Annotated in this window: 16 protein-coding genes; 4 read left to right on the forward strand and 12 right to left on the reverse strand. The window is 60.2% G+C overall.

The genetic code is table 11. The annotated features are described in order from the left end of the window. Positions 1–51: 51 nt before the first annotated feature. From PG5_RS31745 to PG5_RS31770, 6 genes are read right to left on the reverse strand one after another with little or no spacing between them, the layout of a single operon-like run. Positions 52–1,794 carry an ABC transporter substrate-binding protein gene (locus tag PG5_RS31745; RefSeq protein WP_008061970.1) on the reverse strand — a complete coding sequence of 581 codons (1,743 nt, stop codon included), beginning with the start codon at positions 1,792–1,794 and terminating at the stop codon, positions 52–54. 47 nt (positions 1,795–1,841) lie between these two features. After that, the gene (locus PG5_RS31750) at positions 1,842–2,114 is read right to left on the reverse strand and encodes a DUF2160 domain-containing protein (RefSeq protein ID WP_020801178.1); all 273 of its coding nucleotides are present in this window, start codon (positions 2,112–2,114) and stop codon (positions 1,842–1,844) included. A 10-nt stretch (positions 2,115–2,124) separates the two neighbouring features. Beyond that, on the reverse strand, positions 2,125–2,925 hold the full coding sequence (locus tag PG5_RS31755; RefSeq protein WP_008061967.1) for a carbohydrate ABC transporter permease: 801 nt from the start codon (positions 2,923–2,925) through the stop codon (positions 2,125–2,127). Positions 2,926–2,932: 7 nt separating this feature from the next. After that, positions 2,933–3,799 (reverse strand): carbohydrate ABC transporter permease, encoded by an 867-nt coding sequence (locus tag PG5_RS31760; protein WP_020801179.1) that lies wholly within the window; start codon positions 3,797–3,799, stop codon positions 2,933–2,935. Next, positions 3,796–4,911: an ABC transporter ATP-binding protein gene (locus tag PG5_RS31765; protein WP_020801180.1), complete on the reverse strand. Its 1,116-nt coding sequence runs from the start codon at positions 4,909–4,911 to the stop codon at positions 3,796–3,798. The genes PG5_RS31760 and PG5_RS31765 overlap by 4 nt, the downstream gene beginning before the upstream one ends. After that, the gene (locus PG5_RS31770) at positions 4,911–6,005 is read right to left on the reverse strand and encodes an ABC transporter ATP-binding protein (protein WP_020801181.1); all 1,095 of its coding nucleotides are present in this window, start codon (positions 6,003–6,005) and stop codon (positions 4,911–4,913) included. The genes PG5_RS31765 and PG5_RS31770 overlap by 1 nt, the downstream gene beginning before the upstream one ends. A 361-nt stretch (positions 6,006–6,366) precedes the next feature. Between PG5_RS31770 and PG5_RS31775 the strand changes: the two genes are divergently transcribed. After that, the gene (locus tag PG5_RS31775; RefSeq protein WP_042955948.1) at positions 6,367–8,199 is read left to right on the forward strand and encodes a sigma-54-dependent Fis family transcriptional regulator; all 1,833 of its coding nucleotides are present in this window, start codon (positions 6,367–6,369) and stop codon (positions 8,197–8,199) included. 229 nt (positions 8,200–8,428) lie between these two features. Here the strand turns inward: PG5_RS31775 and cysS are convergent, their stop codons facing one another. Both cysS and PG5_RS31785 read right to left on the reverse strand, forming a co-directional pair. Continuing rightward, entirely contained in the window at positions 8,429–9,811 is a 1,383-nt protein-coding gene (gene cysS / locus PG5_RS31780) for a cysteine--tRNA ligase (RefSeq protein WP_020801184.1), read from the reverse strand. A gap of 14 nt (positions 9,812–9,825) precedes the next feature. Next, the gene (locus PG5_RS31785; RefSeq protein ID WP_020801185.1) at positions 9,826–11,523 is read right to left on the reverse strand and encodes a glutamine--tRNA ligase/YqeY domain fusion protein; all 1,698 of its coding nucleotides are present in this window, start codon (positions 11,521–11,523) and stop codon (positions 9,826–9,828) included. A gap of 251 nt (positions 11,524–11,774) precedes the next feature. Here PG5_RS31785 and PG5_RS31790 point away from each other — a divergent pair, with 251 nt between their 5' ends. Next, positions 11,775–12,278 (forward strand): peptidylprolyl isomerase, encoded by a 504-nt coding sequence (locus tag PG5_RS31790; RefSeq protein ID WP_020801186.1) that lies wholly within the window; start codon positions 11,775–11,777, stop codon positions 12,276–12,278. Then, a complete protein-coding gene (gene lpxH / locus PG5_RS31795) occupies positions 12,275–13,003 on the forward strand; it encodes a UDP-2,3-diacylglucosamine diphosphatase (RefSeq protein WP_020801187.1) in 729 nt (242 codons plus the stop codon). Before PG5_RS31790 ends, lpxH begins: the two co-directional genes overlap by 4 nt. A gap of 45 nt (positions 13,004–13,048) precedes the next feature. Here the strand turns inward: lpxH and PG5_RS31800 are convergent, their stop codons facing one another. The 4 genes from PG5_RS31800 to PG5_RS31815 form a co-directional block, all read right to left on the reverse strand. Then, complete coding sequence (locus PG5_RS31800) at positions 13,049–14,578, reverse strand: DHA2 family efflux MFS transporter permease subunit (RefSeq protein ID WP_020801188.1); 1,530 nt, start codon at positions 14,576–14,578, stop codon at positions 13,049–13,051. Positions 14,579–14,746: 168 nt separating this feature from the next. Next, entirely contained in the window at positions 14,747–15,949 is a 1,203-nt protein-coding gene (locus tag PG5_RS31805; RefSeq protein WP_020801189.1) for an efflux RND transporter periplasmic adaptor subunit, read from the reverse strand. Positions 15,950–15,964: 15 nt separating this feature from the next. Further along, positions 15,965–17,434, reverse strand: coding sequence for an efflux transporter outer membrane subunit (locus tag PG5_RS31810; RefSeq protein WP_020801190.1), 1,470 nt, complete (start codon positions 17,432–17,434; stop codon positions 15,965–15,967). After that, on the reverse strand, positions 17,431–17,904 hold the full coding sequence (locus tag PG5_RS31815) for a MarR family winged helix-turn-helix transcriptional regulator (protein ID WP_020801191.1): 474 nt from the start codon (positions 17,902–17,904) through the stop codon (positions 17,431–17,433). Before PG5_RS31815 ends, PG5_RS31810 begins: the two co-directional genes overlap by 4 nt. A 245-nt stretch (positions 17,905–18,149) precedes the next feature. On the opposite strand from PG5_RS31815, the gene zapE reads away from it, so the two are divergent. After that, positions 18,150–19,280, forward strand: a complete 1,131-nt coding sequence (gene zapE / locus PG5_RS31820) for a cell division protein ZapE (RefSeq protein ID WP_020801192.1) — start codon at positions 18,150–18,152, stop codon at positions 19,278–19,280. Positions 19,281–19,479: the final 199 nt, after the last annotated feature.

Below are 19,479 nucleotides of genomic sequence, written 5' to 3' on the forward strand. Positions count from 1 at the left end.
CAAATGAAAACGGCACCTTCCGGTGCCGTTCGCATTTCACCTTCCAAACTTTTACTTACGCGCCGCCTCCCACGACTTCAGCAACTCTGCATAGCTCACAGTTTCACCCTGCGGCTTCTCATTCGCCAGTTTCGGTTTCGGGGCGCCCGGCTGGTCGAACCAGTACTGCGCGTCGCGCTCGGGGTTCATTTTCGGGGCGCAGGTGGCTTGTGCCTTCGAGCGTTCCAGCCGGGACATGATCGCGTCCTGATCCTTGGCCAGGCCGTCGAGTGCCTGTTGCGGGGTTTTTTCGCCGCTGGCGGCTTCGGCGATGTGGCTCCACCACAGTTGCGCCAGGCGTGGATAGTCCGGCACGTTGGTCCCGGTCGGGGTCCATTGCACGCGGGCCGGGCTGCGGTAGAACTCCACCAGGCCGCCGAGTTTCGGTGCCAGGTCGGTCATGGCCTGCGAGTTGATGTCCGATTCGCGGATCGGGGTCAGGCCGACGATGGTTTTCTTCAGCGACACGGTTTTAGAGGTCACGAACTGCGCATACAGCCAGGCTGCCAGTTTCTGCTTCTCAGGCGTGGACTTCATGAACGTCCAGGAACCCACGTCCTGATACCCCAGCTTCATGCCCTCCTCCCAATACGGTCCGCGTGGCGACGGTGCCATGCGCCATTTCGGCGTGCCATCGGCGTTCATCACTGCCAGGCCCGGCTTGGTCATATCGGCGGTGAAGGCGGTGTACCAGAAGATCTGCTGGGCGATGTTGCCCTGGGACGGCACCGGCCCGGACTCGGAGAAGGTCATGCCCGCCGCTTCCGGTGGTGCGTATTTCTTCATCCAGTCCACGTATTTGGTGGTGGCGAACACTGCCGCCGGGCCGTTGGTGTCGCCGCCACGGGTCACGCTGGAGCCGACCGGATGGCAATCCTCGACCCGGATACCCCATTCATCCACCGGTAAGCCGTTGGGAATGCCCTTGTCGCCACCACCGGCCATGGAGAACCAGGCGTCAGTGAAACGCCAGCCCAGGGACGGGTCTTTCTTGCCGTAGTCCATGTGCCCGTAGACACGCTTGCCGTCGATTTCCTTGACGTCTTCGCTGAAGAACTTGGCGATGTCTTCATAGGCCGACCAGTTCACCGGTACACCCAGCTCGTAGCCGTACTTTTCCTTGAACTTGGCCTTGAGGTCCGCACGTTCGAACCAATCGGCGCGGAACCAGTACAGGTTGGCGAACTGCTGGTCAGGCAATTGATAGATCTTGCCGTCCGGCGCGGTGGTGAAGGAGATGCCGATGAAGTCCTTGATGTCCAGGGTCGGCGAAGTGAAGTTCTTGCCCTCGTTGGCCATCAGGTCGGTGATCGATTCGGTCTTGCCGTATCGAAAGTGCGTACCGATCAGGTCCGAGTCGTTGACCCAGCCGTCATAGATGTTCTTGTCCGACTGCATCTGCGTCTGCAGCTTTTCCACCACATCGCCTTCCTGCAACAGGTCGTGGGTCAGCTTGATCCCGGTGATCTCGGTGAAGGCCTTGGCCAGCACCTTGGACTCGTATTCGTGGGTGGCGATGGTTTCCGAAACCACCTTGATACTCATCCCACGAAACGGCTCCGCCGCCTTGATGAACCACTTCAGCTCTTCGAGTTGCTGATCGGCCGTCAGGGTCGACGGCTTGAATTCACTGCCGATCCATTTCTTCGCGGCGTCTTCATAGGCATCGGCCCAGGCAGACGCGCTCAAACCGCTGAGTGCCAGCATGGCTGCCAATGAAATGCTATGTCGCAGCTTATTGTTTTTGTCGAACATAGAGACCTCCTTATTGAGTTTCGGAGCAACATTGCCGAGCGATTCGACTAGCCCCAACGCATCACCACCAACAGCCACACCAGGGACAACGCGAAGGCGACCCAGATGCTCCAGTCGGTCACGCCGATTACCAGCAAATGCAGGTAGGCGCTGCCGAGAAGACCGATGAACAACCGATCGCCACGGGTGGTGGCAATCGGCAAAAAACCTCGTCGCAATATGCTCGGCGAACGCAATTCCCAGGTCGTCATGCCTACGAGGATCAAGGCAATGACGCTGAAGAACGCCGCCGTGGGGACGGTCCAACTCATCCATTCCATCATCAGTTCCTCATACCCGGCCCAGGGCAAAGCCCTTGGCCACGTGGTTGCGAACAAACCAGATCACCAGCATGCCCGGCAGAATGGTCAACACCCCCGCCGCTGCCAGCACGCCCCAGTCGATGCCGGACGCCGAGACCGTGCGAGTCATCACCGCCGCGATGGGCTTGGCATTTACCGAGGTCAGGGTTCGCGCCAGCAGCAGTTCGACCCAGGAAAACATGAAGCAGAAAAACGCCGTGACGCCGATTCCGGAGCCGATCAGCGGGATGAAAATCTTCACGAAGAACTTGGGAAAACTGTAGCCATCGATGTAGGCGGTTTCGTCGATTTCCTTGGGAACGCCCGACATGAAGCCTTCGAGAATCCACACCGCGAGTGGCACGTTGAACAGACAGTGCGCCAGGGCCACGGCGATGTGGGTGTCGAACAGGCCGATCGATGAATACAGCTGGAAGAACGGCAACAGGAACACCGCCGGCGGTGCCATGCGATTGGTCAGAAGCCAGAAGAACAGGTGCTTGTCGCCCAGGAAACGGTAGCGCGAGAACGCATAGGCCGCCGGCAATGCCACGGTCAGGGAGATGATCGTGTTCAGGCTCACGTAGTACGCCGAGTTGATGTAACCGGTGTACCAGCTTGGATCGGTGAAGATCACCTTGTAGTTGGCCAGGGTGAAATCCTGTGGGAAAAGCGTCAGGCCGCCGAGAATTTCGCTGTTGCTCTTGAAGGACATGTTCAGCAGCCAGTAGATCGGCACCAGCAGGAACAGGATGTAGATCAGCAGTGGAACAAGCTTTCTCATGCTCATGATGGCCTCAGCGGTTGGCGTCAGAGTGAGTCATGGCGGTATAGAACAGCCAGGACACCAACAGGATGATCAGGAAGTACACCAGCGAGAACGCTGCGGCCGGCCCCAGGTCGAACTGTCCGATCGCCATCTGCGTCAGGGTCTGGCTGAGGAAGGTCGTGGCATTGCCTGGCCCGCCACCGGTCAGTACGAACGGCTCGGTGTAGATCATGAAACTGTCCATGAAGCGCAGCATCACGGCGATCAACAGCACACTCTTGAGCTTGGGCAACTGAATATGGCGGAACACGGCCCAGGCCGAGGCACGGTCGATCCGCGCCGCCTGGTAGTACACGTCCGGAATTGCCCGCAGCCCGGAGAAACACAACAGCGCCACCAATGAGGTCCAGTGCCAGACGTCCATCACCAGCACGGTGACCCAGGCGTCCATGGTGTTCGCCGCATAGTTGTAGTTGATACCCATGGCCTTGAGGCTCGCCCCCAGCAGGCCGATGTCGGCCCGACCGAAGATCTGCCAGATGGTGCCGACCACGTTCCACGGGATCAGCAAGGGAATCGCCAGGATGATCAGCACCACCGACGACCAGCGCCCCTTGGTCGGCATGGTCAGGGCAATCGCGATACCCAGCGGGATTTCGATCAGCAGCACGCACGCCGAGTAGATGAACTGGCGCAGCAGCGAGTCGTGCAGACGCGGGTCGAGCAGTACCTGCTTGTACCAGTCGGCACCGACGAAGTAGCGGCTGGATTGGTCGAAGATGTCCTGCACCGAGTAGTTGACCACGGTCATCATCGGGATCACCGCACTGAACGCCACCAGCAGGAACACCGGCAGCACCAGCCACCAGGCCTTGTTGTTCTGCACTTTGTTCATGGTTGCACCTCACCTACCGATTGCGGCTCCAGCAGGAAATCATCGGCATAGACCATCAGCCACTGCGCCGGAAAACTGATATACGCCGTGCCTTCGGGCACCGGTTTGTCTTCGGCCAGGCGCACTTTCAGCGGCACGCCATCGAGGTTCAAGGTCATGATCTTGTAGGTGCCGAGGTCTTCGACGTGTACGACTTGTGCACGCAGCGCGTCATCAAAAGGTTCGTCCCAGACATGAATGAACTCCGGGCGAATTCCAACCTTCAGGGTGTGCCATTCGGATTCGGCGATGCATTTCTGCATGGCCTCGGACAACGGAAGATGCGTCGAAGCGAAACCGACGCCCCCCGGTTGCGCCTCGACCTCGATCAAGTTCATCCCCGGGCTACCGATGAAATAGCCGACAAAGGTGTGGCTCGGCCGCTCGAACAATTCTCGCGGCGTGCCGAACTGCACGATCTGCCCGCCGTACATCACCGCGATCTTGTCGGCGAAGGTCGAGGCCTCCAACTGATCGTGGGTGACGTAGACCATGGTGATGTTGAACTGCTCGTGGATCTGCTTGAGCTTGCGCCGCAGCTTCCACTTCAGGTGCGGGTCGATCACCGTCAGCGGCTCGTCGAAGAGGATGGCCGAGACGTCATCGCGTACCAGCCCACGGCCCATGGAGACTTTCTGTTTTTCGTCAGCGGTGAGGTTGCTGGCTTTCTTGCTCAGCAGGCTTTGCAGGTCGAGAACCTCGGCGATTTCCCGCACCTTGGTGTGAATTTTCGCCTCGGCCATGCCCTGGTTGCGCAGCGGAAACGCCAGGTTGTCGAACACCGTCATGGTGTCGTACACCACCGGAAACTGGAACACCTGGGCAATGTTGCGCTTCTCCGGGGTCAGGTTGTTGACGGCTTTGCCATCGAACAACACATGCCCCTGGGACGGGCTGAGCAAGCCGGAAATGATGTTGAGCAAAGTCGACTTGCCGCAGCCCGACGGGCCGAGCAAGGCATAGGCGCCGCCCTGTTCCCAGACGTGGTCCATCTGGCGAATCGCGTAGTCCTCTGGGCCGCTCGGGGTACTGGTATAGCTGTGAGCGAGGTTCTGCAAACGGATTTCGGCCATCAGGCAACCCTCGCGACGCGCCGGCCGGGCGCCTGGACCAGCCGCCCCTGCGCATCGAACACAAACAGTTTATGGGTCGGTATGTAGATGCGGATCGGCGCATCGACGTCGTATTCGTGAACGCCAGGCAAGTGCAGCACCAGCAGGAAATGCTCGTTGCGCACGTGCAGGAAGGTTTCCGAGCCGCTGATTTCCGCCACTTCAACGGTCACCGCGAGTTCCAGGTCATCGTCGTTACTCGGCACCAGCGAGATATGACTGGGGCGCACGCCGAAGCGGAACTCGCCCTCGCCCACCGGGCGCAAGTCGACGTTCAACGGGAAGTGCACGAAATTGGCGAAGCTCACTTCGTTGCCGGCAATGCGACCCGGCATCAGGTTGATCGGCGGCTCGGAGAACAACTCGGCCGCCAGCACGGTCTGCGGTTGGTGGTAAACCTCGGACGACCGGCCGCTCTGAATCACCCGGCCCTCATGGAGAATGGTGGTGGTGCCGCCCAGGGCCAGGGCTTCGTTGGGCTCGGTGGTGGCATAGATGGCGATGGTATGGCGCGCCTTGAACAGCTCGCGCATTTCCTGGCGTAGCTCTTCGCGCAATTTGTAGTCGAGGTTGACCAGTGGCTCGTCGAACAGGATCAGTTCGGCATCCTTGACCAGCGCCCGTGCCATCGCGGTGCGCTGCTGCTGGCCACCGGACAGTTCCAGCGGAAAACGCTGCAGGAACTTCTCGATGCGCAGCATCTTCGCGGTTTCCAGCACCTTGCTCTGGATCAGCTCATTGGACACACCGGCCTGGCGCAACGGCGAGGCGATGTTCTCGAAGACGGTCATGGTCGGGTAATTGATGAACTGCTGATACACCATCGACACGTTGCGCAGGCGCACCGGGCGTTGGGTGACATCGACGCCGTTCATCAGGATGCGACCGGTGTCAGGCTTGTCCAGCCCGGCCATCAGGCGCATGAGACTGGTCTTGCCGGACAGCGTGCGCCCGAGCAAGACATTGAAAGATCCGGGTTCGAAACGCAGGCACGCATCGTCGATCCAGGTCTGGCCCTCGACGGTGCGGCTGACATGCTCCAGGGTTAATGACATGGCTCGGCCTTTTTATTTTTGGAGTCAAGCGACCTGAGCGGTATAGCGACATCTGTGCCAAAAAATACAAGTGGTTGATTTGGCTCTGAATCCTTAAAAGTGACTACCTGGTCACGTTCATTGCTGAACACAAATGAACAATCGGGACTGAACAACTGAACAGTTCAACGATTGACAATGAACATTAGTGAACAACAATCTACACACTGTTCACGCCCCCTGTAGGAGCTGCCGCAGGCTGCGATCTTTTGATTTTGCTGTTCAAAATCAAGATCAACAGATCGCAGCCTGCGGCAGCTCCTACAGGGGATAGCATGTGCCTATAACAACAATAAAAATGCTGATTCAGAGACTGACTGCCATGGTCACATCCGCCTCGCCGCTGACCCACGACGCCATCATCCAGGACTCCTGGAAACGTTGTCGCGCCTTCGGCCTCAACCATCAGAGCACCCCGGCCTTCGATCAACTGCCCGCCGAAGGCATCAAGCAATTGCTGGAGAGCCAGCATTCCCTGGTGCAGACCACCCATCAGGAAGTCCTGCCGTACTACGAAAACATCCTCAGTAACTCCAACTGCCTGATCATGCTCGCCGACAATCAGGGCCAGGTGCTGACATCCTGGGGCACCCAACGGTTTATCGAACCGAGCCTGACCCGTGGCTTCAGCGCTGGTGCCAGCTGGATGGAGCGCTGCAGCGGGACCAATGCGATCGGTACCGCGCTGGCTTGCGAACAGGCGGTGCACATCGAGCACGATGAGCACTTTCTCAAGGCCAACCGCTTCATGACCGGCTCCGCCGCGCCGATTTTCGATGCCGAGCGCAAGGTCATCGCCGTGCTGGATGTGTCCAGCGACAGCTACCTGCCGCCCTCCCATACCCTGGGCATGGTCAAGATGATGAGCCAGACCGTGGAAAACCGGCTGATTCTCAACCTGTTCCACGGCCAGCATTTTCAACTGACGTTTAACACCGGCCTGAACAATCTCGACAGCCAGTGGGCCGGGTTGCTGATCTTCGATGAGAGTGGCCAGGTGCTGTCCGCCAATCGTCGCGCCGACAACCTGCTGGGCGTGAGCTTGTCGCGGGTCAGTGTCGAGAGTCTGTTCAAGGTTTCCTTGCTGGAGCTGCTCAATCAACCCGAAGGCTTGCCCTTCTCGCTTCAGACTTGCGGGCGCAATCGATTCCAGTGCCTGTTGAAGCGGCCAAAGATGGCACCTGTTCAAGCGCGGGTGTTCACCGAACCCAGCGTCACGGCGCCCGCCGCCATCAGCCTCAACACCCTGCATTTTGGCGACAGCCGCGTGGAAAAAGCCGTGCGCCAGGCCGAGCGCCTGCTGGAAAAGGACATTCCGTTGTTGATCCACGGCGAAACCGGGGTCGGCAAAGAGGTGTTCGTCAAAGCCCTGCATCAGGCCAGCTCGCGCAACAAACAGGCGTTCATCGCCGTGAACTGTGCGGCCATTCCCGCCGAACTGGTGGAGTCTGAGCTGTTCGGCTATGAAAAAGGCGCGTTCACCGGCGCCAACCAGAAAGGCAGCATCGGCCTGATCCGCAAGGCCGACAAAGGCACGCTGTTCCTCGATGAAATCGGCGACATGCCGCTGCCAACCCAGGCGCGCTTGCTGCGTGTGCTGCAGGAGCGTTGTGTGCAACCGGTGGGCAGCAGCGAGTTGTTCCCGGTGGACATTCGCATCATTTCGGCGACCAACCGCTCGTTGCGCGAGCAGGTACAACTGGGGCGCTTTCGCGAGGACTTGTACTACCGCATTGGTGGCCTGACCCTGGAACTGCCGCCATTAAGGGAGCGCAGTGATAAAGAGGCGCTGTTCAAACGCTTGTGGGAACAGCATCGTGAACCCTCGCAATGGGCGGGATTGAGTCGCGAGGTGCTGGAACTGTTCAGCCGTCACCCCTGGCCGGGGAATTTAAGGCAAGTCAGCAGCGTGATGCAGGTGGCGCTGGCCATGGCCGAGGAACAACCGGTGCGGCCGGAGCATTTGCCGGATGATTTTTTTGTCGATCTGGAGATGGAACCAGTGGAGACGCCAGAGCCGTTGGCGGTGGATCTTGATGATGCCGAGGATTTGAACCGGCAGTTGCAGGCGGTGGGGGGGAATATTTCGCATCTGGCACGGCGGTTGGGGGTTAGTCGCAATACCCTTTACAAGCGACTTCGCCAGGCGGAGTAATTCGCAATCCACCCTGGCAGTGCTCGGCTTGAGACCTTCGCGAGCAGGCTCGCTCCCACAGAGGATCTGCCTCGCACACAAAACTCAAACATCACAAAAATTGATCGTACCCACGCGCCGCAAAGGAATGCCTCAACGGACGCTCTGCGTTCGGCTTTTGATTTGGGACGCGGAGCGTCCCGGGCTGCATTCCCACGCAGAGCGTGGGAACGATCATCCGGTGCAGCAATCAGTCAGCCAGACGCCAGGTCGTGCCGCCCTTGCCGTCTTCCAGCACCACGCCCATGGCAGTGAGCTGGTCGCGGATACGGTCGGATTCGGCCCAGTCCTTGCCGGCACGCGCCGCCAGGCGCGCAGCAATCAGCGCTTCGACTTCAGCTGCATCCACACGCCCTTCGGCGCCGGCTTGCAGGAAGTCATCGGCTTCAAGCTGCAACACGCCCAACACGCTGGCCAGTTCTTTCAAACGCGCAGCCAGGCCGGCCGCTGCGTTCAGATCGCTCTCGCGCAGGCGGTTGATCTCGCGCACCATCTCGAACAGCACCGCACAGGCTTCCGGCGTGCCGAAGTCGTCGTTCATCACCTGGGTGAAACGCTCGACGAAGGCTTCGCCACCGGCCGGCGCCACGCTCGGCAGGCCTTTCAACGCGTGGTAGAAACGCTCCAGGGCGCCCTTGGCGTCCTTGAGGTTGTCTTCCGAATAGTTGATGGCACTGCGGTAGTGGCTCGACACCAACAGGTAACGTACGACTTCCGGGTGGTACTTATCGAGCACGTCGCGAATGGTGAAGAAGTTGTTCAAGGACTTGGACATCTTCTCGCCATTGATGCGGATCATGCCGCAATGCATCCACGCGTTGGCGTAGGTCTTGCCGGTGGCCGCTTCGCTCTGGGCGATTTCGTTTTCGTGGTGCGGAAATTCCAGGTCGCTGCCGCCGCCATGAATGTCGAAGGTTTCGCCCAGGCAGCAGGTGGACATCACCGAGCACTCGATGTGCCAGCCCGGACGCCCGGCGCCCCACGGCGATTCCCAGCTCGGCTCGCCCGGCTTGGCGGCTTTCCACAGCACGAAGTCCAGCGGGTCCTGCTTGGACTCGTCGACTTCGATGCGTGCGCCGATGCGCAAGTCTTCGATTTTCTTGCGCGACAGCTTGCCGTAGCCCATGAACTTGCCGACGCGGTAGTACACGTCGCCATTGCCCGGGGCGTAGGCGTACCCCTTGTCGATCAGGGTCTGGATCATCGCGTGCATGCCCGGGATGTGATCCGTGGCACGCGGCTCCATGTCCGGCTTCTTGATGTTCAGGCGCGCTTCGTCTTCGTGCATCGCCGCGATCATGCGCTCGGTCAACGCTTCGAACGACTCGCCGTTCTCGTTGGCCCGATTGATGATCTTGTCGTCAATGTCGGTGATGTTGCGCACATAAGTCAGGTCGTAGCCGCTAAAACGCAACCAGCGGGTCACCAGGTCGAAGGCGACCATGCTACGGCCGTGGCCGAGGTGGCAGTAGTCGTACACGGTCATGCCGCACACGTACATGCGCACCTTGTTGCCATCAAGCGGCTTGAAGACTTCTTTGCTCTTGGTGAGCGTGTTGTAGATCGTAAGCACGTTATTTCCTTGAATCACTGGCCCCACGAATCACGCAGGGTCACGGTACGGTTGAACACCGGATGACCGGGTTTCGAGTCCTTGATATCCGCGACGAAGTAACCTTCGCGCTCGAACTGGAAACGGTCTTCCGGCTGTGCGTTGCCCAGCGAAGGCTCGGCACGACAACCGGTGAGTACCTGCAGCGAGTCAGGGTTGATGTTGTCCAGGAAACTGGCGCTGTCTTCGGCCTTCTCCGGGTTGGGAGAACGGAACAGGCGATCGTACAGGCGCACTTCGCACTCGACGCTGGCAGCGGCCGGCACCCAGTGCACAACGCCCTTGACCTTGCGGCCCTCAGGGTTCTTGCCCAGGGTGTCCGGATCGTACGAGCAACGCAGTTCGACGATGTTGCCATCGGCGTCCTTGATCGCTTCGTCGGCACGGATCACGTAGCTGCCGCGCAGGCGCACTTCGCCGTTCGGCTCCAGGCGCTTGTAGCCTTTTGGCGGCTCTTCCATGAAGTCTTCACGGTCGATGTAGAGCTCACGGGCGAATGGCAGGACGCGCACACCCATGTCTTCTTTAGGGTGGCATGCCAGTTCAAGGTTCTCGACCTGGCCTTCCGGGTAGTTGGTGATCACGACTTTCAGCGGACGCAGCACGCACATGGCACGCGGGGCACTGTGGTCGAGGTCGTCACGGATGCTGAATTCGAGCATGCCGAAATCGACCACGCCGTCGGAACGGTTGGTGCCGATCATTTCGCAGAAGTTGCGAATCGATTTTGGTGTGTAGCCTCGGCGACGGAAGCCCGACAGCGTGGACATGCGTGGATCGTCCCAACCGTTGACGTGCTTTTCATCGACCAGCTGCTTGAGCTTGCGCTTGCTGGTGATGGTGTAGTTCAGGTTCAGGCGGCTGAATTCGTACTGGCGCGGCTTGGCCGGCACCGGCAGGTTCTCCAGGAACCACTCGTACAGCGGACGATGGCTTTCGAATTCCAGGGTGCAGATCGAGTGGGTAATGCCTTCGATGGCGTCCGACTGACCGTGGGTGAAGTCGTAGTTGGGGTAGATGCACCACTTGTCGCCGGTCTGGTGGTGATGAGCGTGGCGGATGCGGTACATGATCGGGTCGCGCAGGTTCATGTTCGGCGAAGCCATGTCGATCTTGGCACGCAGCACGCGTGCGCCGTCCGGGAATTCACCGGCCTTCATGCGGGCGAACAGGTCCAGGTTCTCTTCGACGCTGCGGTCGCGGAACGGGCTGTTCTTGCCTGGCTCGGTCAGGGTGCCACGGTATTCCTTGGCCTGTTCAGGGGTCAGGTCGTCGACATAGGCATTGCCGGACTTGATCAGCTCCACCGCCCAGTCGTGCAACTGGTCGAAATATTGCGAGGCGTAGCGCACTTCGCCGGACCATTCGAAGCCCAGCCATTTGACGTCGCTTTCGATCGCGTCGATGTATTCCTGGTCTTCCTTGGCCGGGTTGGTGTCGTCGAAACGCAGGTGCGTGACGCCGCCGAACTCCTGGGCCAGGCCGAAGTTCACACAGATCGACTTGGCGTGGCCGATGTGCAGGTAGCCGTTGGGTTCAGGCGGGAAACGGGTAACGATTTGCGTGTGCTTGCCCGAGTCCAGGTCTGCCTGGATGATCGGCCGCAGGAAGTTGACCGGCACGGCAGGGCCGGTCTTGGCATTCGAGGTAGGGTCGACAGTGGGCTTGCTCATAGGATCCTTGAACGTACAAGTGCGTGGCCGTAATGAAGGCCGGACAAAACAAAGCCGCTATCATAGCCGATGCCGTCAAGTACCTGACAGAGCGCGCTCTGTAAACCGTCGCATTTAATAGGCTGTAAATGAAAAAACAGCCTCGAAATTCGTGTCTGTCACGCTAAACTGCGCACCTTGGCCAGCGCTGGCCAAACCGGTTGGGGGCCGTACTGCCCCGAAACCCACGAATTCCTTAAAGAGTAGCGATCATGACTCAAGTCAAACTGACCACCAACCACGGCGACATCGTCCTGGACCTGAACGCCGAGAAAGCCCCGATCACCGTGGCCAACTTCATCGAGTACGTTAAAGCCGGTCACTACGAAAACACGGTTTTCCACCGTGTCATCGGTAACTTCATGATCCAGGGCGGCGGTTTCGAGCCTGGCATGAAAGAAAAGAAAGACAAGCGCCCAAGCATCCAGAACGAAGCCGACAACGGTCTTTCCAACGACAAGTACACCGTCGCCATGGCCCGTACCATGGAGCCGCATTCGGCTTCCGCGCAGTTCTTCATCAACGTGGCTGACAACAGCTTCCTCAACCACAGCGGCAAGAACGTGCAGGGCTGGGGCTACGCGGTATTCGGTAAAGTGACCGCCGGCACCGACGTCGTCGACAAGATCAAAGGCGTGGCCACCACTTCCAAGGCCGGCCACCAGGACGTACCGGCAGACGACGTGATCATCGAGAAAGCCGAGATCATTGAGTGATACTGCTGATTTCAGACTTGCATCTGGAAGAGGAGCGCCCGGACATTACCCGGGCGTTTCTGGATTTACTCGCCGGGCGCGCCCGCTCGGCGAGTGCACTGTACATTCTGGGCGACTTTTTCGAGGCGTGGATTGGCGATGACGCCATGACCCCTTTCCAGCGTTCCATCTGCCAGGCCCTGCGCGAATTGAGCGACAGCGGCACGGCCATTTTCCTGATGCACGGCAATCGCGATTTCATGCTGGGCAAGGCGTTCTGCAAACAGGCCGGCTGCACCCTGCTCAAAGATCCGAGTGTCGTGCAGTTCAACGGCGAACCCGTGCTGTTGATGCACGGCGACAGCCTCTGCACCCGCGACGAAGGCTACATGAAGCTGCGTCGCTACCTGCGCAACCCGATCACCCTGTTCATCTTGCGGCATCTGCCGTTAAGCACCCGGTATAAGCTGGCACGCAAGCTGCGCAGTGAAAGCCGGGCGCAGACGCGCATGAAGGCCAATGACATTGTCGATGTCACGCCCGAAGAGATTCCACGGATCATGCAGCAATATGGCGTGAAAACCTTGATCCACGGGCATACCCATCGTCCGGCCATTCACAAGTTGCAGATCGGCGATCTGGCAGCCAGGCGTATCGTGCTGGGGGATTGGGATAAACAGGGTTGGGTGTTGCAGGTCGACGACAGCGGGTTTGCCCTGGCACCGTTTGATTTCCCCTCTTCTTGAGTTGATCGTTCCCACGCTCTGCGTGGGAACGATCTGTCCGCTACATCAATGGCCGGATGCTTCAGGCCCAGCCTTCGCCGCAAACGGCGGTTTCGCCAGCCATACGATCAGGATCAACCCCATGAACGCCCACCCCAGTAACGTGAAGTAGTCCACGGTGGAGAGCATGTACGCCTGGCTGGTCAACACGTGGTCGAGCTGCGCATACGCCGGGTTGCTCGCACCACCCAGTGCATGCAGGGCCTCGCGGGTTGCGGGCTCGTAGGTGCTGATGCTTTCGCTCATGTACGCATGGTGCTGGTCCGCACGGCGAATCCAGATCCAGGTGGTCAACGACGCGGCAAAGCTGCCGCCCAGGGTCCGCAGGAACGTCGCCAGCCCCGCGCCGTCGGCGATCTGGCTCGGCGGCAGGTCCGACATCAGGATGCTCAGGGTCGGCATGAAGAACAACGCCACGCCAATGCCCATGAACAACTGCACCAGGGCGATGTGCTGGAAGTCCACTTCGCTGGTAAAGCCGGCACGCATGAAACAGCTCAAGCCAATCGCCAGGAATGCCAGGCCCGCCAACAAGCGCAGGTCGAACTTGTGCGCGTATTTGCCGACAAACGGCGACATCAGGACCGGCAGGATGCCAATTGGCGCCACCGCCAGGCCGGCCCAGGTTGCCGTATAACCCATCTGGGTTTGCAACCATTGCGGCAGGATCAGGTTGATCCCGAAGAAACCGGCGTACCCCAACACCAGCACCAGGGTGCCGATGCGGAAGTTGCGGTGGGCGAACAGGCGCAGGTTGACCACCGGGTGTTGGTCAGTCATTTCCCAGATCACGAACACCGCCAGCGCAATCACCGAAATGGCCGCACCGATGAGAATGAAGCTCGATTCGAACCAGTCCAGGTCATTGCCCTTGTCGAGGATCACCTGCAACGCCCCGACGCCGATGACCAGGGTGATCAAACCGACGTAATCCATCGGCTGATGGCTGGTCACCACCGGCCGCGCCTTGAGCTGCGAACGCACGACCATGACCGCGAAGATCCCGATCGGCACGTTGATGAAGAAGATCCACGGCCAACTGTAACTGTCGGTGATCCAGCCGCCGAGGATAGGCCCTGCAATCGGCGCGACCACCGTGACCATCGCCAGCAGCGCCAGGGCCATGCCGCGCCTGGCGGGCGGATAAACGGCGATCAGCAGCGTCTGGGTCATCGGGTACAACGGTCCCGCCACCAGGCCTTGCAGCACCCGAAAGCCGATCAGCTCCGGCATCGATGTGGAAATACCGCAGAGAAATGAGGCCAGCACAAACAGGACGGTCGCCCACAGGAACAGCTTCACCTCGCCGAACCGCCGGCTCAGCCAGCCGGTCAGCGGCAACGCGATGGCGTTGCTCACCGCGAAAGACGTGATGACCCAGGTGCCCTGCTCCGAACTCACCCCCAGGTTGCCGGAAATGGTCGGCAGCGCCACGTTGGCGATCGTGGTGTCGAGCACCTGCATGAAGGTCGCCAGCGACAGGCCGATGGTGCTCAGCACCAGGCTGGGGGGCGTGAATGACGCGTTATTGCTCATCGCGAATCCTTTGATACTCGGCTGACGCCGCTAACCCTGTGGGAGCGAGCCTGCTCGCGAAGCGGTATCCCATCCAACACCAATGTTGACTGACCGGACGCTATCCTCGGAACGCCGCCCGGAGCAGACTCGCTCCCACAGGGGTTGGTGTGATGGCAGATTGGCGAGTCAGCGACGCGCGGTCTTGCTCACCGCGGCGCTGTTGTCGTGGATCAATTGCGTGATCATGGCATCGGCCTCGGTCAACTGGCGGTCATAGATGGCGGTGCTGAACGAAGCCTTTTGCGGCGGCTGCTGCGCCAGCACCGGGCCGCTCTGGTCACGCAGGTTCACATCGACCACGGTCGACAGGCCAACGCGCAGGGGATGCTCGGCCAGCTCCTGGGCGTTGATATGAATCCGCACCGGCACCCGTTGCACGATCTTGATCCAGTTGCCAGTGGCGTTCTGCGCCGGCAGCAAGGCAAACGCGCTGCCCGTGCCAGCGCCAAGGCTGTCGATGTTGCCGCTGTATTTCACGCTGCTGCCGTAGAGATCAGTTTCGATCTCCACCGGCTGGCCGATACGCATGTCACGCAGCTGGGTTTCCTTGAAGTTGGCGTCGATCCACAATTGATCCAGCGGGATCACCGCCATCAGCGCCTCCCCCGGCTGCACGCGCTGCCCCAGTTGCACGCTGCGCTTGGCCACGTAGCCGGTGACCGGCGCGATCAGGGTGCTTCGGGCGTTGTTGAGGTAGGCCTGACGCAATTGCGCAGCGGCGGCCATCACGTCCGGGTGCGATGAAACCACCGTGTCATCGACCAGTGCGGCGGTGGTCTTGAGCTTTTGTTGGGCGGTGGCCAAGGCGTTTTGCGCCGAGGTCAGGTCATCACGGGCGTGGGACAGTTCCTCTTGGGAAATCGCCCCGCCGACGGCGAGATTTTTCCGCCGGTTAAAGTTGTCCTGGGCTTTTTGCACCTCAGCTTGCTGGGCGTTGACCTGGGCTTTCATGCCGTCGACGTCGCTGTACAGACCGCGAACCTGACGAACAGTCCGGGCCAGATTGGCCTGGGCGCTTTGCAGACCGACTTCGGCGTCGTTCGGGTCGAAGTTCACCAACACCTGGCCTTCGTGGACCAGGTCGCCATCGTCGGCGCCGATACTGACGACGGTACCGGTAACCAGCGGGGTGATTTCCACCACGTTGCCATTCACATAGGCATCGTCGGTGCTTTCGCTCCAGCGCCCGTAAAATTCGTGATAGGCCCAGACGCCTGCGCTGCCCAGCGCGACCACCACCGCCAGGGCCAGCAGCATGAACTTGCGCTTGCCCGAATCGGAATTGGCCGGGTTGTTTTCAGTGGTTGGCGTTGTATTGGCAGTGGCCATGACAAATTCCTTGAATTATTGGGTCAGCGTGGCTGGCGCGGTATTGGCCGAGGCCATGGCCTCTGGCTGGAAACCGCCGCCCAGCGCCTGTATCAGCTGGATCGACAGGTCGATCTGCTCGGCATTCAGGTTGGCCAATTGGCGCTGGGCCTGGAGCAACTGCTGCTCAATACTGAGCACGTCCAGATAGTTACCGATGCCGGAACCGTAGCGCTGGACCACGGTGTTGTAAGAGTCCTGGGCGATGTCGGTGGCGTGTTGCTGGGCCGCGATCTGGCGACCGATGTCACGCAACTGGTTGATGCTGTCGCTGACGTCGCCCAGCGCCCTGACCAGGATTTTGTTGTACTGCGCCACCGCCAGGTCGTAGTCGGCGTCGCGGGAATCGAGGTCGGCGCGCAGTCGACCACCGTCGAAAATCGGTACGGAAATCGTCGGTGCGACATTGAAGAAGCGGCTGGCCGAACCAAACATCGCATCGCCCAGCAATGATTCGGCACCGGCCGCGGCGCTGAGGTTCAAGTTCGGATAGAACTGGGTTTTGCCAGCATCGATATTCTTGCTCGCCGCCTCGACCCGCCAGCGCGCAGCCACCAGGTCCGGACGACGTCCGAGCAGTTCGGCTGGTAGCACCGACGGCAGGGCCACGGCACCCGGCTTGAGAATGTTCGGTCGAGCGACTTCGTTGCCGCGATCCGGGCCTTTGCCAAGCAGCACGGCCAGCGCGATCCTGGCGCTTTGCAGGCGCTTCTCGGCATCGATCAAATTGGCTTCGGAGGTGGCTTCCAGGCTTTCGGTCTGCTGGAACTGATACTGGCTGTCGATCCCCGAACTCAGGCGGCGCTGGCTCAGATCAAGCATTTGCCGGGTACGCTTGAGGTCTTCGGCGGACAGGTCATGGACGATGTGCGCCTGCCCCAGGTCGCTGTAGGCGCGGGCCACGTCAGCGGACAAGGTCAACTGCGCGGCTTGCTGGTCGACCTCGGCGGCACGGGCCTGCCCCAGCGCCGCTTCCCAGGCATCACGCTGACCGCCCCAGAGGTCAAAGTTGTAATTGAAGATGGCGCTGATGTTGCGCACCGTGGAGTAATTGCCACCCTGCCCCAGCGGGTCCTGGTCCCGGGCCAGACGCGAACGGCTGACGCCGGCGCTGGCATCCAGTGTCGGCATCCGCGCGGCGTCGGCGGCATAGGCCGCGGCGCTGGCCTGATGGGCGCGGGCGTCGGCGATCTGCATGTCGGGGCTGTCGCGCAGGGCCTCGCGGATCAGACCGTCGAGCTGCGGATCGCCGAGACTTTTCCACCAGTCGCTTTTCGGCCAGGCCGCCGGCGACAGCGTCACGCCGCTGAGGGATTGCCCCGCCTTGAGGTTTTTTGCATCAAGGCTGACACCTTCGGTGGTCAGGCCACTGTAACTGGCGCAACCGGCCAGGCCCATGGCCAACAGAAGCAGGCTGACGCCGGTGCGCAAGGTTTTCACGTTCATTGGTCACCTAACCGCTGCAGGGTGATCGAGTCACCGGCCGCTACCAGGATTTTCTTGAGAATGGATTCCAGGGTTTTCAGTTCTTCCGGCGTGATGGCTCCGGCCAGTTCATTCATGGCTTCGGTGCCGATGCCCGGCAGAAGATCGGCGAGTTTCTGGCCCTCGTCGGTCAGCACTAGCTGAATCTGCCGACGGTCTGCCTCGGAGCGCTGGCGGGCGAGGAAACCTTTCTGTTCCAGCCGATCGAGCATGCGCGTCATCGAACCGCTGTCCAGGGACAGGTACCGGCACAGCTCACCCGGCGAATCGACGCCGAACTGGGCCATGATGATCAGCACCTTGAACTGCGCCGCGGTGATGCCGTGGGGTTCCATGTGCGTATCGATGATCCGGTCCTTGAGCAGCGCAGCGCGCCCGAGCAGGAGGCCGAGGTGGCAATTATGGAAATCGTCTGGCGTGAAATGCTTCATCTGAATACCGATTAGCTGCCTAGGCAGTGAATGTATGTCGAAATATTACTGCCTAGGCAGCCAATGTCAACGTAATAGTTAGGTTGCTTAGCAATTAGTTGACCAATGGCGTTGGTTATGAGCGACCGTTTATCGACGTCATCGCCCGCAAAACCGACGACACAACTGGAAGCAAAACTACCCAACTGGTTAAACTATGCCGCCGCGGCTCAAGGAGCCTGACTGAAGATCACGGGGACATCACAGTGGCCGCTCGACCACCCAAGCATTCGCGACTCACACCGCGCTGGCCGGCGCTGCGCAGCCTCTTTGGCAAGGTAGCGACCGGGCCTGACCGCCACTGCATGCATGCGAGGGGCATTCATGACCACTTTCATCGCCAGGCCTGTTCCCAGGGCTATACCCTTAGCCATAGCCAGCAACGGGTCATCGACTGCATGGCGCAGCACGCATCAAAACTGTTGGGTACGCCAGGCAAGACACTGCCCGGGCTTTACCTGCACGGTGCAGTTGGCCGTGGCAAGAGCTGGCTGCTAGACGGGTTCTTCCAGGCGATCCCCCTTGCCCAGAAGCAGCGCCTGCACTTCCACGGTTTTTTTGCCCGCCTGCACGAGGGCATGTTCAGCCATCGCAACGAACCGGATGCGCTGGCGACCACGCTGGATGAGTTACTGAGCGATTGTCGGGTGCTGTGTTTCGACGAGTTTCACGTCCACGACATCGGCGATGCGATGCTCATCTCGCGACTGTTCAAGGCGCTGTTCCACAGGGGGATCCTGCTGCTGCTCACCTCCAATTACCCGCCTGAAGGCCTGCTGCCCAACCCGCTTTACCATGCGCGCTTCAAGCCCGTGATCGAGCTGATCAATGCGCGCATGCACGTCATGGAAGTCGGCGGGCCCCACGACTATCGCAGCCAGGCCAGAACCCATGCGCACCAGCTGTTCACCCAGGGCCGATACGTCTGGCCCGCCACACTGGCGCAACGCCAGGCATCGAACCTGCCGGCGCCGAACGGACCGGCCATTGCCCTGGCCGTCGGCACTCGCCATCTATCGGCCCGCTTCTGCAAAGGACGCGCCGTCGGTTTTACTTTCAGCGACCTGTGCGACCACCCCACAGCGGTCATGGATTACCTGGAGCTGTGTCGCCGCTTCGATCACTGGATCATCGACGAACTGCCCGACCTCGCCGACTGCTCGATTGCCGCGCAGCAGCGATTCATCAACCTGGTCGACGTCTTGTATGACCAGGACAAGCACCTGACATTGCTGGGCCAGCGCTCACTGCGCGAAAGCCTGGGCGGTGACGCTATAGACCTGGCGCGCACGCGTAGTCGGTTGGGGCAATTGGTGGAGGTAAGGGAGGGGGTTTGAGTTGGGGCAACTTGCTGCGGGGTTGAAGAAAAAGATCGCAGCCTGCGGTAGCTCCTGAGCCTCTACCAACGTTGATCCATGCCGGGTCGAGGCTTGTTGTGGGAGATTGTTTTCTATCCATTGCTGCGGTAACGGCCACTTATGGTTTCGCTTTTACAGCGACTCCCTTTTTCAAACGCCAAAAAGGAAGCAAAAGGCT

The sequence above is a fragment of the Pseudomonas sp. G5(2012) genome, assembly GCF_000408945.1.
Classification (GTDB): domain Bacteria; phylum Pseudomonadota; class Gammaproteobacteria; order Pseudomonadales; family Pseudomonadaceae; genus Aquipseudomonas; species Aquipseudomonas umsongensis.

Excerpts from the sequence above, each read along its gene's own strand:
- PG5_RS31745 (WP_008061970.1), bottom strand. The coding sequence starts at position 1,794 with ATGTTCGACAAAAACAATAAGCTGCGACATAGCATTTCATTGGCAGCC.
- PG5_RS31765 (WP_020801180.1), bottom strand. The coding sequence starts at position 4,911 with ATGGCCGAAATCCGTTTGCAGAACCTCGCTCACAGCTATACCAGTACC.
- PG5_RS31770 (WP_020801181.1), bottom strand. The coding sequence starts at position 6,005 with ATGTCATTAACCCTGGAGCATGTCAGCCGCACCGTCGAGGGCCAGACC.
- PG5_RS31790 (WP_020801186.1), top strand. The coding sequence starts at position 11,775 with ATGACTCAAGTCAAACTGACCACCAACCACGGCGACATCGTCCTGGAC.
- PG5_RS31810 (WP_020801190.1), bottom strand. The coding sequence starts at position 17,434 with ATGAACGTGAAAACCTTGCGCACCGGCGTCAGCCTGCTTCTGTTGGCC.
- PG5_RS31800 (WP_020801188.1), bottom strand. The coding sequence starts at position 14,578 with ATGAGCAATAACGCGTCATTCACGCCCCCCAGCCTGGTGCTGAGCACC.
- PG5_RS31815 (WP_020801191.1), bottom strand. The coding sequence starts at position 17,904 with ATGAAGCATTTCACGCCAGACGATTTCCATAATTGCCACCTCGGCCTC.
- PG5_RS31805 (WP_020801189.1), bottom strand. The coding sequence starts at position 15,949 with ATGGCCACTGCCAATACAACGCCAACCACTGAAAACAACCCGGCCAAT.
- PG5_RS31785 (WP_020801185.1), bottom strand. The coding sequence starts at position 11,523 with ATGAGCAAGCCCACTGTCGACCCTACCTCGAATGCCAAGACCGGCCCT.
- PG5_RS31750 (WP_020801178.1), bottom strand. The coding sequence starts at position 2,114 with ATGGAATGGATGAGTTGGACCGTCCCCACGGCGGCGTTCTTCAGCGTC.
- PG5_RS31760 (WP_020801179.1), bottom strand. The coding sequence starts at position 3,799 with ATGAACAAAGTGCAGAACAACAAGGCCTGGTGGCTGGTGCTGCCGGTG.
- PG5_RS31775 (WP_042955948.1), top strand. The coding sequence starts at position 6,367 with ATGGTCACATCCGCCTCGCCGCTGACCCACGACGCCATCATCCAGGAC.
- PG5_RS31755 (WP_008061967.1), bottom strand. The coding sequence starts at position 2,925 with ATGAGCATGAGAAAGCTTGTTCCACTGCTGATCTACATCCTGTTCCTG.